The organism is Streptomyces sp. cmx-4-9, from assembly GCF_046548835.1.
Classification (GTDB): domain Bacteria; phylum Actinomycetota; class Actinomycetes; order Streptomycetales; family Streptomycetaceae; genus Streptomyces.
Window position 1 is genome coordinate 307,744 of the sequence record NZ_JAEBEE010000010.1, and the last position, 14,532, is coordinate 322,275.

12 protein-coding genes are annotated in these 14,532 nt (G+C 74.4%); 10 read left to right on the forward strand and 2 right to left on the reverse strand.

Features of this window, described 5'->3' with window-relative positions; translation table 11 throughout:
- Positions 1-100 precede the first annotated feature (100 nt).
- On the forward strand, positions 101-1,483 hold the full coding sequence (locus tag ACLJTM_RS30010; protein ID WP_411106961.1) for a cystathionine beta-synthase: 1,383 nt from the start codon (positions 101-103) through the stop codon (positions 1,481-1,483).
- A gap of 306 nt (positions 1,484-1,789) precedes the next feature.
- Here the strand turns inward: ACLJTM_RS30010 and ACLJTM_RS30015 are convergent, their stop codons facing one another.
- Positions 1,790-2,170 (reverse strand): hypothetical protein, encoded by a 381-nt coding sequence (locus ACLJTM_RS30015; RefSeq protein WP_411106897.1) that lies wholly within the window; start codon positions 2,168-2,170, stop codon positions 1,790-1,792.
- A 181-nt stretch (positions 2,171-2,351) separates the two neighbouring features.
- Here ACLJTM_RS30015 and ACLJTM_RS30020 point away from each other — a divergent pair, with 181 nt between their 5' ends.
- Entirely contained in the window at positions 2,352-3,194 is an 843-nt protein-coding gene (locus ACLJTM_RS30020) for a MurR/RpiR family transcriptional regulator (protein ID WP_411106898.1), read from the forward strand.
- A gap of 26 nt (positions 3,195-3,220) precedes the next feature.
- On the opposite strand, the gene ACLJTM_RS30025 is transcribed toward ACLJTM_RS30020, so the two are convergent.
- Positions 3,221-4,585, reverse strand: a complete 1,365-nt coding sequence (locus tag ACLJTM_RS30025) for a diaminopimelate decarboxylase (protein ID WP_411106899.1) — start codon at positions 4,583-4,585, stop codon at positions 3,221-3,223.
- A 104-nt stretch (positions 4,586-4,689) separates the two neighbouring features.
- On the opposite strand from ACLJTM_RS30025, the gene hutU reads away from it, so the two are divergent.
- From hutU to ACLJTM_RS30065, 8 genes are all read left to right on the forward strand, one after another.
- On the forward strand, positions 4,690-6,354 hold the full coding sequence (gene hutU, locus ACLJTM_RS30030; RefSeq protein WP_411106900.1) for a urocanate hydratase: 1,665 nt from the start codon (positions 4,690-4,692) through the stop codon (positions 6,352-6,354).
- Positions 6,355-6,365: 11 nt separating this feature from the next.
- Positions 6,366-7,556 carry an allantoate amidohydrolase gene (locus tag ACLJTM_RS30035; RefSeq protein WP_411106962.1) on the forward strand — a complete coding sequence of 397 codons (1,191 nt, stop codon included), beginning with the start codon at positions 6,366-6,368 and terminating at the stop codon, positions 7,554-7,556.
- Positions 7,553-8,896 carry a formimidoylglutamate deiminase gene (locus ACLJTM_RS30040; RefSeq protein ID WP_411106901.1) on the forward strand — a complete coding sequence of 448 codons (1,344 nt, stop codon included), beginning with the start codon at positions 7,553-7,555 and terminating at the stop codon, positions 8,894-8,896. Before ACLJTM_RS30035 ends, ACLJTM_RS30040 begins: the two co-directional genes overlap by 4 nt.
- Before the next feature lie 84 nt (positions 8,897-8,980).
- A complete protein-coding gene (gene hutI / locus ACLJTM_RS30045; protein ID WP_411106902.1) occupies positions 8,981-10,168 on the forward strand; it encodes an imidazolonepropionase in 1,188 nt (395 codons plus the stop codon).
- A 134-nt stretch (positions 10,169-10,302) separates the two neighbouring features.
- Positions 10,303-10,977: an LPXTG cell wall anchor domain-containing protein gene (locus tag ACLJTM_RS30050; protein WP_411106903.1), complete on the forward strand. Its 675-nt coding sequence runs from the start codon at positions 10,303-10,305 to the stop codon at positions 10,975-10,977.
- Between the two features lie 17 nt (positions 10,978-10,994).
- Positions 10,995-12,032: a hypothetical protein gene (locus tag ACLJTM_RS30055; RefSeq protein WP_411106904.1), complete on the forward strand. Its 1,038-nt coding sequence runs from the start codon at positions 10,995-10,997 to the stop codon at positions 12,030-12,032.
- Positions 12,029-13,168: a hypothetical protein gene (locus tag ACLJTM_RS30060; protein WP_411106905.1), complete on the forward strand. Its 1,140-nt coding sequence runs from the start codon at positions 12,029-12,031 to the stop codon at positions 13,166-13,168. Before ACLJTM_RS30055 ends, ACLJTM_RS30060 begins: the two co-directional genes overlap by 4 nt.
- On the forward strand, positions 13,165-14,508 hold the full coding sequence (locus ACLJTM_RS30065) for a hypothetical protein (RefSeq protein WP_411106906.1): 1,344 nt from the start codon (positions 13,165-13,167) through the stop codon (positions 14,506-14,508). Before ACLJTM_RS30060 ends, ACLJTM_RS30065 begins: the two co-directional genes overlap by 4 nt.
- The last annotated feature ends 24 nt before the right edge of the window (positions 14,509-14,532 follow it).

Sequence of the window (14,532 nt, forward strand, 5' to 3'; positions counted from 1 at the left end):
TTGACCTTCCTGCCCCGTACGGACGGTCGGCCAATCCCTTTCCGCATACTCTGGCCGGACCTCCCGGAGAACCCGTGGAGTCCCCTCCTTGGAGAACATGGTGCAATTCCACGACTCGATGATCAGCCTCGTCGGCAACACCCCGCTGGTGAAGCTCAACCGTGTGACAGAAGGCCTCCAGGCCACCGTGCTGGCCAAAGTCGAGTACTTCAATCCCGGTGGATCCGTGAAGGACCGGATCGCCGTACGGATGATCGAGGCGGCCGAGCAGAGCGGAGCCCTCAGGCCCGGTGGCACCATCGTGGAGCCGACCAGCGGCAACACGGGTGTAGGACTCGCCATCGTGGCCCAGCAGAAGGGCTACAAGTGCATCTTCGTCTGCCCTGACAAGGTGTCCACGGACAAGATCAACGTCATGCGCGCGTACGGCGCCGAGGTCGTGGTCTGCCCGACCGCCGTCGACCCCGAGCACCCGGACTCGTACTACAACGTGTCCGACCGCCTCGCGCGCGAGCCCGGCGCCTGGAAGCCCGACCAGTACAGCAACCCGAACAACCCCCGTTCGCACTACGAGACGACCGGTCCCGAACTGTGGGAGCAGACCGAGGGGAAAATCACTCACTTCGTCACGGGCGTCGGCACCGGCGGCACGATCTCCGGCACCGGCAACTACCTGAAGGAGGTGTCCGGCGGCCGGGTCAAGGTCATCGGCGCCGACCCCGAGGGCTCGGTCTACTCCGGCGGCTCCGGCCGCCCGTACCTGGTCGAGGGCGTCGGTGAGGACTTCTGGCCGACCGCCTACGACCCGAACGTCACGGACGAGATCATCGCGGTGTCCGACAAGGACTCCTTCCAGATGACCCGCCGGCTGGCGAAGGAGGAGGGCCTCCTCGTCGGCGGCTCCTGCGGCATGGCCGTGGTCGCCGCGCTGCGCGCCGCCGAGGGCCTGGGCCCGGACGACGTGGTCGTCGTCCTGCTGCCCGACAGCGGCCGCGGCTACCTCAGCAAGATCTTCAGTGACGAGTGGATGGCCGGGCACGGCTTCCTGGAGGAGGCCGGTCCCGCCGCGCGCATCGGCGACGTGCTGGCCGACAAGGAGGGCGGCATCCCCTCCCTGGTCCACATGCACCCCGAGGAGACGGTCGGCGAGGCCATCGAGGTGCTGCGCGAGTACGGCGTCTCGCAGATGCCGATCGTCAAGCCGGGCGCCGGCCACCCGGACGTGATGGCCGCCGAGGTCATCGGCTCCGTGGTCGAGAAGGAGCTCCTCGCGGCGCTGTTCGCGCAGCGGGCCTCCCTCGGCGACCCGCTGGAGAAGCACATGAGCGCGCCGCTGCCGCAGGTCGGCTCCGGTGAGCCGGTGGCCGAGCTGATGGCGGTGCTCGGCGAGGCCGACGCCGCGATCGTGCTGGTCGAGGGCAAGCCGACCGGCGTGGTCAGCCGCCAGGACCTGCTCGCCTTCCTCGCCAAGGACGCGAAGTAGCGGACCAGGTGCACGGGGCCGTGCGCAGGGGCGTCGCGCAATCGGTACGGGCCCGTCACGTTGCGGCAGCACCGGCTTAACACGGCCCGGGCACAGTGGTGGTCGTCGGCAGGGGAACGGGAGACCGGGTCCCGGCCGGCGCCACCGAACGGCGTTGCGTACCCCGGAGCGGCTCCCGGACCGCGCGGTGCCACGGACGCGGACGGCCCTGACCCGGCCGTGTCCACCGCGGGGACCGCCGTCGTCCCGCCCCCGGGCGACCGGGGTGCGGCGGTCCCCGCTTCTTTCCGTCGGTGCACGCCCGGGTCAGGCGGAGGTGTCCCGGCCTCCGCCTGACCGGGCCCGTCTGCCCGCGTGGATGAAGTTCACGCCCACGATGCCCGCCCAGGCGACCAGCAGTCCGCTGAAGCGGGCCTCGGCCGCGGCGATGGCCGACAGCGGGACCGCCAGGACCAGCGTGATGATGGCGAAGCCGAAGCGCTCGCCGAAGTTCCCGTCCGCCGGGCCGGAGCGGTGTCCGCCGCGCGCCGCCGCCAGGCGCTCCTCGGCGAGGCGGCGCCGTACCTGTGTGTCGACCTTCTCGACGAACGAGTCCACCAGGGCGCTCTCGTACTCCGGGCCCAGCTCGCGCCGGGCGTCCAGTGCGGCGTCGAGTTCCTTCTTCAGCTCTCGGGCGTGGATGTCCATGGCCCCACCGTAGGAACCGCCGCCCCCCGGTGCACTGGGGCCAGCCCCCGTATCCGCGCGGCTCCCGGCCGCGGCCGGGGCCGCGTCGCGGCGTCTCGCGGAGCGGACCGGCTTGCCGAGCTGCATAACCGCATGCAGAGTGCTCCGTGACTGAATGGATCACCGGGACGGAGGGGACGGGATGAGCGACAGCCCGGCCGCGCGGCTGCAGAAGCTGTTCGAGGGGCACCGCCTGACGCCGACCCAGCGGCGGATCGCGCACTGCATGGTGCGCGGCGCGGCGGAGGTGCCCTTCCTGTCGAGCGTGGAGCTCGCGGAGCTGGCCGGGGTGAGCCAGCCCTCGGTGACCCGGTTCGCGGTGGCCCTCGGCTTCGACGGGTACCCCGCGCTGCGCCGGCACCTGCGGGAGGTGGCTCCGGCGGAGCGGGCGGACGCCGAGCAGGGGGAGGCGTACAACGAGTACCAGCAGGCCGTCCTGGGCGAGATCGAGAACCTGCGGCAGCTCGCGGCCCTGCTCGCCGACCCCGCGCCGGTGCAGGAGGCGGGCCGGGTGCTCGCCGCCTCGACCCCGCTGCCGGTGCTGGGCCTGCGCGCGGCGTCCTCGCAGGCGCGCGGCTTCGCGTACTTCGCGGCCAAGGTGCACCCGGACGTACGGCTCCTCGACGAGGGCGGCTCGATGATGGAGGACCGCATCGACGCGGCCCGCTACGAGGGGGCCACGGCGCTCCTGTGCTTCGCGCTGCCCCGCCATCCCCGCGAGGTCGTGGACGCCCTGGAACGCGCCCGCCGGGCGGGGCTGACCGTGGTGACGGTGGCCGACTCGGCCTTCGCGCCCGTGGCCGCCCACTGCGACCTGCTGATCCCGGCACCGGTCGGCACCGGGCTGGCCTTCGACACGGCCTGCGCGCCCATGCTGCTGGGCCGGGTGCTGCTGGAGGCGATGGCGGACGCACTGCCGGACGCGCAGGCCCGCCTGGAGGCCTTCGATGCGCGGGCCGCCGCACGCGGGCTCTTCGTGGAGTAGCGCGGCGGGCCGGGCCGCGGCCCGGCCTACAGCAGGGCGTCCGGCCGGGCGCCGCCCGCCTCCGCCACGATCTGCGCGAGGGACTGCGCCGGGCGGGCCTCGGCGAAGCGGATCCCGCCCTGCGCGGTGGCGGTGAACCCGTGCACCGCCGGGCGCGGCAGGCTGTTGTAGCCGTAGTGGGCGGTGAAGAAGTACGCGCCGGTGTCCGGCACCGCGATCAGGTCCCCCGGCGCCAGCGCGGGCAGCTCGCGGCCCGTGGCCAGCAGGTCGCCGGCGAAGCAGGCCGGACCGGCCACGTCCTGGACCACCGGGCCGCCGGTCTTCGGGGCGCCCGCGCAGTCGTACGGCAGGATGCGCAGCGGCCAGGCCTGCGGGGCGTAGACCGTGCGGGTGGCCAGCTGCACCCCGGCGTGGGTGAGCGCGATGGCGCGGCCCCCGGTGGTCTTGGTGTACTCCACGCGGGCCAGGACCAGCCCGTGCTTGGCCAGCAGGGACCGGCCGAACTCCGTCACCAGCCCGTAGGAGCCGTCGAAGAGGGCGGGCACCGCTGCGCGCAGGGCCGCGACGTATCCGCCGAAGGCCGGGGTGTGCGCGTCCGAGGTGAAGTTCACCGGCAGGCCGCCGCCGATGTCCAGGGTGTCGACCTGGCGCCGTCCGGCCGCGGTGTTGACCTCCTCGGCCAGCGCGTGCAGCTCCCGTACGCCCTGTGCGATCAGGGGCAGCGGGACGCCCTGGGAGCCGGAGTGGATGTGCAGGCGGGTCAGCCACGGCCGGTCCAGGAAGGCCCGGACCAACCAGGCGCGCGCGCCGGGGTCGCGCAGGGCGATCCCGAACTTCGAGGTGGCCGTGGCGGTGGACAGGGCGCCGATGGCGCCCGCCCCCGTCTGCGGGTTGACCCGTACGCCGATCGGCGAGCGGGTGGGCGCGGCGGCGGTCAGCGCGTCCAGGCGGGCGAGCTCCTGGCGGTTGTCGGCGTTCACCGCGATCCCCAGGGCGAGGGCCTCGCGCAGCTCGGCCGTCGTCTTGGCGGGGGAGTCCAGGACGGTGCGGTGCGGCTCCACGCCGGCGGCCCGGGCCAGGGCCAGCTCACCCGGGCCGGCCACCTCGCAGCCGAGTCCGGCGTCGGCGAGCAGCCGCAGCACCGGGACCAGGGGGGCGGCCTTGACTGCGAAGGCGTGCAGGACGGGGGTGCCCGGCGGCAGCGCGGCGGCGAAGGCGCCGGTCAGGGCGGCGGCGGAGGCGCGGATACCGGCGAGGTCGAGCAGGCAGGTCAGGGGCGGCGCCGGATCGGCCCCGCCCACCAGTCCTTGCTCGACCGCGGCCCGTACGGCCCGGTCCCGGCGCGCCGCCGCGCCGTCCGGGTCCGCCGGCTTGTGCGTCTGGGCAGCCATGTCCGCCATCCCACCACCGGACGGCGCGGCCCGCAGCTGTTGACTGAATCTATTCAGGACGGGAGGATGTGAATGGATTGACCAACACCGGAGGAGGCACCGCCATGTCAGGACCCCGCCCCGTACGGGCCGCGCGAGGCACCGAGCTCAGCACCCTGGGATGGCAGCAGGAGGCCGCGCTGCGGATGCTCCAGAACAACCTCGACCCCGAGGTCGCCGAGCACCCCGACAAGCTGGTCGTCTACGGCGGCACCGGCAAGGCGGCCCGCGACTGGCGCTCGTACGACGCGATGGTCCGCACGCTGCAGACCCTCAAGCAGGACGAGACGATGCTGGTCCAGTCCGGCCGCCCGGTCGGCGTGATGCAGACCCACGAGTGGGCCCCGCGCGTCCTGCTCGCCAACTCCAACCTGGTCGGCGACTGGGCCAACTGGGAGGAGTTCCGCCGCCTGGAGCAGCTGGGTCTGACCATGTACGGGCAGATGACGGCCGGTTCCTGGATCTACATCGGCACCCAGGGCATCCTCCAGGGCACCTACGAGACCTTCGCCGCCGTCGCCGCCAAGAAGTTCAACGGAACCCTGGCCGGCACCATCACCCTCACCGCCGGCCTCGGCGGCATGGGCGGGGCCCAGCCGCTGGCCGTGACGATGAACGACGGCGTCGCGATCTGCATCGACGTGGACCCGCGCGCCATCGAGCGCCGCATCGAGCACCGCTACCTGGACGTCAAGGCGGACAACCTCCGCCACGCCCTCCAGCTCGCCGTCGAGGCCCGCGACGCCCGCAAGCCGCTCTCCATCGGCCTGCTCGGCAACGCCGCCGACCTCCTCCCGCAGATGCTCGCCGAAGGCGCGCCGATCGACATCGTCACCGACCAGACGAGCGCCCACGACCCCCTCGCCTACCTGCCGACCGGCGTCGACTTCGACGACATGGCCGCCTACGCCGCCAAGGACCCGGCGGGCTTCACCACCCGCGCCCGCGAGTCGATGGCGACGCACGTGGAGGCCATGGTCGGCTTCATGGACGCGGGCGCCGAGGTCTTCGACTACGGCAACTCCATCCGCGGCGAGGCCCAGCTGGCCGGCTACGACCGCGCCTTCGCCTTCCCCGGCTTCGTCCCCGCCTACATCCGCCCGCTGTTCTGCGAGGGCAAGGGCCCCTTCCGCTGGGCGGCGCTGTCCGGCGAGGCCTCGGACATCCACAAGACCGACAAGGCGATGCTGGAGCTCTTCCCGGAGAACGAGTCCCTGCACCGCTGGATCAAGATGGCCGGCGAGCGGGTCCACTTCCAGGGCCTGCCCGCGCGCATCTGCTGGCTCGGCTACGGGGAGCGCGACAAGGCCGGCGAGCGCTTCAACGAGATGGTGGCCGACGGCACCCTCGCCGCCCCGCTGGTCATCGGCCGCGACCACCTCGACTGCGGCTCGGTGGCCTCCCCGTACCGGGAGACCGAGGCCATGCTCGACGGCTCGGACGCCATCGCCGACTGGCCGCTGCTCAACGCCATGGTCAACGTCGCCTCCGGCGCCTCCTGGGTCTCCCTGCACCACGGCGGCGGCGTCGGCATGGGCCGCTCCCTCCACGCGGGCCAGGTCACGGTCGCCGACGGCACCCCGCTCGCGGGCGAGAAGATCCGCCGGGTCCTCACCAACGACCCCGGCATGGGCGTCATCCGCCACGTCGACGCGGGCTACGACATCGCCGAGTCGGTGGCGGACGAGCGCGGGGTCCGCGTCCCGATGCGCGAGGGCGACTCCGCGTGAACTTCCACGAGATGTGGGCCGAGCTGGCGCCGGTGGGCCGGGACGCGGGCTCCGGCGGCTACCGCCGCCATGCCTGGACCGGGGCCGACGCCGACTGCCGGACCTGGTTCCAGGAGCAGGCGCGCGCCCGCGGGCTGGCGTACGAGACCGACCGCAACGGCAACCAGTGGGCCTGGCTCGGCGACCCCCTCGCGGGGGACGCGGTGGTCACCGGCTCGCACCTGGACTCCGTCCCCGACGGCGGGGCCTTCGACGGCCCCCTCGGGGTGGTGTCCTCCTTCGCGGCCCTGGACGAACTCCGCCGCAGGGGAGCGCAGTTCTCCAGGCCGCTCGCCATCACCAACTTCGGTGACGAGGAAGGGGCCCGCTTCGGGCTGGCCTGCGTCGGCTCGCGGCTCACCGCCGGACAGCTGACCAAGGAGAAGGCGTACGGGCTCCGCGACGCGGACGGCATCACGCTGCCCCGGGCCATGGAGGCCGCCGGGTACGATCCCGAGGCCATCGGCGCCGACCCCGAACGGCTCGCGCGGATCGGGGCCTTCGTCGAGCTGCACGTGGAACAGGGCCGGGCCCTGGACCTGTCCGGGGACCGCGTGGGCATCGCCTCCGCGATCTGGCCGCACGGCCGCTGGCGGTTCGACTTCCGCGGCGAGGCCAACCACGCGGGCACCACCCGCCTCGTGGACCGCCGCGACCCGATGCTCACGTACGCGGCGACCGTGCTGGCCGCCCGGACCGAGGCGGCCCTCGCCGGCGCCGTCGCCACCTTCGGGAAGATCTCGGTCGAACCCAACGGGGTCAACGCGATCCCGTCCCTGGTGCGCGGCTGGCTCGACTCGCGCGCCGCCGACCAGGCCACCCTCGACACGGTCGTCACCGCCGTGGAGAAGGCCGCCCGCGAGCGCGCCGAGCAGGACGGCACCGACCTCGCGGTGGTCCAGGAGTCCTTCACCCCGGTCGTCGAGTTCGAGCACGCCCTGCGCGACGAGCTCAACCGCATCCTGGGCGGCTCCCTGCCCGTCCTCGGCACGGGCGCGGGACACGACGCGGGAATCCTCTCCGCGGCGGTCCCGACCGCGATGCTGTTCGTACGGAACCCCACCGGCGTCTCCCACTCCCCGAAGGAGTTCGCCGCCGAGGACGACTGCGTGGCGGGCGTCCTCGCCCTCGCCGACGTACTGGAAGGACTCGCGTGCAGGTGACGGCGCACAAGACGTACTGGCTGGAGCACGCCTGGCTCGGCACCCACGTCGAGCCGGGCGTCGCCCTGGAGGTGGCCGCGGACGGACGCATCGGCGCGCTGCGCACCGGCGCGGACGCCCCGCCGCCGGGGGCGGAGGTCCTGCGCGGCCTGACCCTCCCGGGCCTGGCCAATGCGCACAGCCACGCCTTCCACCGGGCCCTGCGCTCCACGGTGCAGGTCGGCTCGGGCACCTTCTGGACCTGGCGCGACTTCATGTACAAGGCCGCCCAGAGCCTCACCCCCGACACCTACTTCGCGCTCGCCCGTGCCGCGTACGCCGAGATGGCACTGGCCGGCATCACCGACGTCGGCGAGTTCCACTACGTCCACCACGCCCCCGGCGGCGCGTCCTACGCCGACCCGAACGCGATGGGCGAGGCCCTGATCGAGGCCGCTGCCGCGGCCGGCATCCGCATCACCCTCCTGGACACGGCCTACCTCTCGGCGGGCTTCGGCCGGGCCCCGGAAGCGCACCAGCTGCGCTTCTCGGACGGCACCGCCGAGGCATGGGCGGAACGGGTGAGCGCCCTGCGGCCCCGGGAGCACGCGCTGATCGGCGCCGCCGTCCACTCGGTCCGCGCCGTGCCCGCGGACCAGCTCGCCACCGTGGCCCGCTGGGCCGCCGAACGGCAGGCGCCGCTGCACGTCCACCTCTCCGAGCAGACCGCGGAGAACGACGCTTGCCAGGCCGCCCACGGCTGCACCCCCACCCGGCTCCTCGCCGACCACGGGGTGCTGGGCCCGCGCACCACCGGCGTCCACAGCACGCACCTCACCGACCAGGACATCGCCCTCCTCGGCGACACCACCACCGGCACCTGCATGTGCCCCACCACCGAACGCGACCTCGCCGACGGCATCGGACCGGCGGTCCGCCTCCAGCAGGCCGGCAGCCCGCTGTCGCTGGGCAGCGACAGCCACGCCGTGATCGACCTGTTCGAGGAGGCCCGCGCGATGGAGCTGAACGAGCGCCTGCGCAGCCGCACCCGGGGCCACTGGACGGCGAACGCGCTGCTCACCGCGGCCACCGAGGACGGCCACGCGGCCCTCGGCCGGCCCGACGCGGGCCGCCTGGAGGCGGGCGCGCTCGCGGACTTCACCACGATCGCGCTGGACTCCGTCCGCACGGCGGGCGCGCTGCCGCGCCTGGGCGCCGAGACGGCGGTGTTCGCGGCGAGCGCCGCCGATGTCCGCCACACGGTCGTCGGCGGCCGCCACATCGTCCGCGACGGCGCCCACACCCTGGTCGGGGACGTCCCGTCCGCCCTTGCCGAGTCCATCGCGGCCCTCCGCGGCTGACAGATCAGGGCGCTCCCCGCCCGCGCCTCACCCGCCGGCGAGGCGCGGGGTCCGGGGCGGAGTTGCAGGAAACCGAGAGGAACCATGACCACCACCGCCATCACCCGCATCGGCAGCCTCGTCACCAACGATCCGGCCCTCGGCGACGGCAGCCCCCTCGGGCTGATCCGGGACGCCGCCCTCGTCATCGACGGCGAGACGATCGCCTGGGTCGGCCCCGCCGACGAGGTCCCGGCCGCGGACACCGCCTTCGACGCAGCGGGCCGGGCCGTGATCCCCGGCTTCGTGGACTCCCATTCGCACCTCGTCTTCGCGGGCGACCGCACCGCCGAGTTCCACGCCCGGATGTCCGGCCGCAGCTACTCCGCCGGAGGCATCCGCACCACCGTCGCCGCCACCCGCGCCGCCACCGACGCGGAGCTGGAGGCCAACCTGGTGCGCCACCTCGACGAGGCGCGCCGCCAGGGCACCACCACCTTCGAGACCAAGTCCGGGTACGGGCTGACCGTCGCCGACGAGGCCCGCGCCCTGCGCATCGCCGCCGCGCACACCGAGGAGGTCACCTACCTCGGGGCGCACATCGTCTCCCCGGACCACGCCGACGACCCGGCCGGCTACGTCGACCTCGTCACCGGCGCGATGCTGGCGGCCTGCGCCCCGTACGCCCGCTGGGTGGACGTGTTCTGCGAGAAGGGCGCCTTCGACGGTGACCAGGCCCGCGCGATCCTCACCGCGGGCGCCGCTGCCGGGCTGATCCCGCGCATCCACGCCAACCAGCTCTCCCACGGCCCCGGCGTGCAGTTGGCCGTGGAGCTGGAGGCCGCCTCCGCCGACCACTGCACCCACCTCACCGACGCCGACGTGGACGCGCTCGCGCAGGCCGCCGGGACGACGGTGGCCACGCTGCTGCCCGGCGCCGAGTTCTCCACCCGCGCCCGGTGGCCCGACGCCCGCCGCCTGATCGACGCGGGCGCCACCGTCGCGCTGTCCACGGACTGCAACCCCGGTTCCTCCTACACCAGTTCCATGCCCTTCTGCATCGCCCTCGCCGTCCGCGACATGCGGATGACCCCCGACGAGGCCCTCTGGTCGGCGACCGCCGGCGGCGCCCGCGCGCTGCGCCGCACGGACATCGGGACGCTCGCCCCCGGCGCCCGCGCCGACCTGGCGCTGCTCGACGCCCCCAGCCACGTCCACCTCGCCTACCGGCCCGGGGTCCCGCTCGTCCAGGCCGTCTGGCAGCGCGGCGCACGCGTGACCGGGACGCGCTGAGCGGCCGAAAACCGTACGGCCGACGGGCCGTTGATCCGGGCTGTCCTTTGTCTTCCCTCCGCAGGGTCCCGGGCGTACCTTGAGCCACCATCTGATGTGCCGTCAGTAACTTGTGGTCCGAGGGGAAGACGAAGGTGTCCGACCGGAAACGCTCCACCGCACTCGCGCTGGCCTCCGCGCTGGCCGGATCGGCGGTCCTGCTGGCCGCTCCCGCGGCGCAGGCCGCCGTCGTCGACGTGGCCTACGACTGCAAGACCCCGATCGGTGACAAGTCGGCCGTGTCGCCCATCGAGATCAAGGCCGTCAAGGAGGGCGGCGGGTACAAGCTGACGATGTCCTTCCAGAAGGGCGTCTCCTCCAGCCCCATCGAACTCGGCAAGGGCGCCATGAGCCCCAGCGCCGTCATCCAGGTGGGCGGCGCCGAGAAGGCGTCCGTACCGGTGTCCGGCCCCTCCAACCCCGAGGCCGTGCCCGCCGACACCCCCATCAAGATCACCGACCTCTCGGGCACCTACACGCCCGGGAAGAGCGGCAAGGCCACCTTCACCGCCGGGGTGCTCACCATCAAGGCCATGGGCACCACCACCACCTGCACCCCCGGCAACAGCCCCGGGCCGTCCCTGGAACTGGAGGTCACCGCCCCCGGGGGCAGTGCGCCGCAGCCCGGCGCCACCGCCCCCGCCACCCTCCCGCAGACCGGCCCCGCCGACTCCGCCCTCGCCCTCGGGACCCTCGGCGCCACCGTGCTGCTCTCCGGCGCCGCCGGCGTGCTGTGGCTGACCCGGCGCGGCGGGCGGGCCCGGTCCTGAACGGGGCGCCCCCGGCCATGCCCGCCCCCTCCGCCCGCCCGCGGTACGCCCGCCTGCTCGTACCGCTGCTCGCCGCGGCCGCCCTGCACGCGGGCCCCGCGCACCCCGCGGCCGCCTTGCACGCGGACCCCGCGCACCCCGCAGCCGCCGACGAGCCCGGCTGGACCGCCGAACCCGTCGCCGGGGCGGCCGCGACCCGGCCCGGCGGCGCCCGTCCGTCCTTCTACCTCGCGGGCGCCGCCGGCACCGTGCTGGAGGACCGGCTCGCCGTGGACAACACCACCGACCGGGCGCACACCCTCACCCTGCGCGGGGCCGACGCCCACAACACCGCCGAAGGGGCCCTCGCGGTGCGCCCCGCGGGAGACGGGGCCGGGGCCGGATCCTGGATCAGCTTCGGGTCCGGCGCCACCGTGACCGTCCCGCCGCGGACCCGCGCGGTGGTCCCCTTCACGCTGACCGTGCCGCCTGCGGCGCCGCCCGGCGACCACCCCGCCGCGGTGGTCGCCACCGGGGGCGGCCGGGAGGCGGCCGTACGGGTCCACCTGCGCGTCAGCGGCCCCGCCCTGGCGGCCCTCACGGTGGAGGACGTCTCCGTGCACGGCCGGGGCTCCGCCGCGGAGGTCGCGTACACCCTGGTCAACCGGGGCAACGTGGCCCTCGCGCCCGAGCTGGCGATCCGCGCGCAGGGCCGGCTCGGGGAGGTGCCCGGCCGGGGGGCCCGCGCCCTGCCCCTCGAACTCCTGCCCGGCCAGCGGGTCGAACTCACCGAACCCTGGCCCGGCGCACCGGTCCTGGACCGGGTCGACCTCACCCTCACCGTCACGGCCCCCGGCGGCGCCCGGGCCACCGCCACCGCCTCGGCCTGGTTCGTGCCGTGGCGGATCGCGGGCTGGACGGGCGCCGGACTGCTCCTGCTGGGCGCGACCACCGGGGTCGCGCTGCTCCTCGTCCGCAGGAGGGCCCGTACGGACCCGTCCGCGGACGCGCCCCCGGAGCCCGGGCCCGCCCCGGTCCCTGCACCGCAGAACGAGCTGACGGGAGTACCCAGGTGACCGCACGACACCCCTGGCAGGCCCTCCTCGCGGCGGGGCCGGCGGTGTGCGCCCTGCTCCTGGGTCTCGCCCTGGTCCTCGCCCCGGCGGCCCCGGCCGCCGCCGACGAGGGCAGACCCGCCGTGGCGCTCTCATTGCAGGAGGCCGCCAAGGGGACGGAACTCACCGTCACCGGCACCGGCTGGCGCCCCAAGACCCTCGTGATGCTGCTGGTCTGCGGGCAGAACATGATCGGCGGGACCAACAGCTGCGCCAACGCCGACGGAGTGGCCGTCCCGGTCGCCGACGACGGGCGCTTCACCGCACGACTGCCGGTGGTGGAACCCCCCAAACCCTGCCCGTGCGTCGTCGACGTCGCCTCGGTCAACGGGGACCAGTCCACCGTCGCCGTCCCGCTGAAGATCACCGGCCATCCGGTGGCGGAACTGCCCGCGGAGTCCGGCACCCCGCGCCTCGCCGCGCTCACCGGGGTCCGGCTGGAGGGCGGCGACGGGGTGCTGACCTGGTTCGGGGCGCCGCCCGGCCGGAGGTTCACGGTCACCGTCGGCAACCTCGGCTCAGCCCCGGTCAAGGACCCGGTCTTCCAGCTGGGCACCGCCCACGGGGTCTTCGCCCCGCTGTGGGAGGAGGTCCACTGGAAGGGCACCATCGCGCCGGGCGGCACGGCGGAGGTCGCCCTGGACGCGACCCTCACCGCGGGCGCCCACGGCGACTACACCCTCTCCCTCAAGTACGGCGAGACCGTCATGGCCGCCCAGCCCTGGCGCGTGGACCGCCCGTACGGGGTCCTGCTCTTCTGGGGCCTGCTCCTGGTGGTCGTCCCGGCCGGGGTCTTCCGCATCGGCATGGCGGTCGTGGACCGGGTCCGCCCGCGCCGCCCGGCGGCCCCCGGCGGACGCCACCGCGGAGCCGGGCTCCCGGACCCGGCGGCGCCCACCGCGCGGCTGCCGCGCCTGCGGGCGGCCGGCTCCGCCGTACGGAGGTCCGCGCAGGCCCGCACCGCACCGCCGCCGGCGGAGCCCCCCGAGACCCCCACGGCGGTCCTGCCGTGGTTCACCCCGGACAACGCGCCGGACACAGCACCGCAGACGTCCGCACCGTCTGAGAACCGTTCGACGACGAAGGGACTTTCGTGAAAACCCAACGGAGGGTGGGCGCGGCCGCGGTCGCGCTGCTCCTCGGCGGCGCGGGTATCGCCACAGTGGCTTCTCCCGCCCAGGCCGCCGAGGCCACGTTCAAGGTCAAGTGCGTCCCCCCGGCCGGCGGTGGCAGCCCGGTGGAGGGCGAGACCACCGCCAGGATCACCGCCCCGGCCACGGCCAAGGTGGGTGACGAGGTCGACGTGGTCTGGGAGACCGTCAAGCCCGCCTCGAACAACACGGACCTGATGGACATCCCGCAGGACGCGGTCCAGCCCACCGGCTGGATCACGGTCGGCGGCGGGGCGGGCGAGCTGAAGGTGGTCGGCGAGAAGAAGAACCCGCCGATCCCCAAGAAGGCCCCCATGGTCATGTCGGCCATGAAGGCCAAGCTGAAGCTCACCAAGGCCGGGAAGGTCACGCTGACCCCGGGCAAGTACGACGTGGCCGTCAGCTTCCCCTTCGGCACGTTCGTCACCAAGTGCGCGCCGACGGGCTCCGTCGGCGTCGGCGCGACCATCGACGTGTCGGCCGGCTCGACCGGCGGGGCGACGACCGGCGGCACCACGACCGGCGGCGCGACCACGGGCGGCGCCACGACCGGTGGCGCGACCACCGGCGGCGCGACCACCGGTGGCGCCACGACGGGCGGCGCCACCACCGGCGGTACGAGCGGCGGTGGCGGCGGCCAGACCGACTTCCCGGGCAAGGCCGTCGACGTGAAGTTCGACTGCGGGGCAACCGTCCCGGGCGGCATCACCACCCCGGTCACGGTCAACGCCAAGAAGAACGGCGGCGGCTACGACCTGACGGTCAAGACGGCCAAGGACGCCATGAAGGCCCCGCTTCCCCTGCCCAAGGGCGCCCTGAAGCCCTCGATGCAGATCAAGCTGGGCGGCGCCGACAGCGGCGTGGTCAAGGTCACCGGCCCGGCCAACGCCGCCCCGATCGGCGCGGGCGAGGGCGTCAGCCTCAGCGACATGACGGGCACCTACAAGCCCGGCAAGACGGGCAAGGTCACGCTCAGCCCGTCCGACATGTCGATCGACGTCACCATGTCCGAGGGCTCCGCCCCGCTGAACGTCCCCTGCAAGGCGAGCACCACCGGCGTCTCGCTGGAACTGGACACCACGGCCCAGCAGGGCGGTTCCGGCTCGCCCGCCACCACGGGCAGCACGACCGCGGGCTCCACCGCCTCCTCGGGCGGCCTCGCCGAAACCGGCGCCGAGGACGAGGGCGGCCTCAAGGCCCTGGCCCTGGTCGCCGGCACGGTCATGCTGCTCGGCGGCGCCGTGTTCGCCTTCACCCCGTGGCGCCGCCTGCGCGGCACCCGGTAGGGAAACGGCAGGGGCCCGGCACAC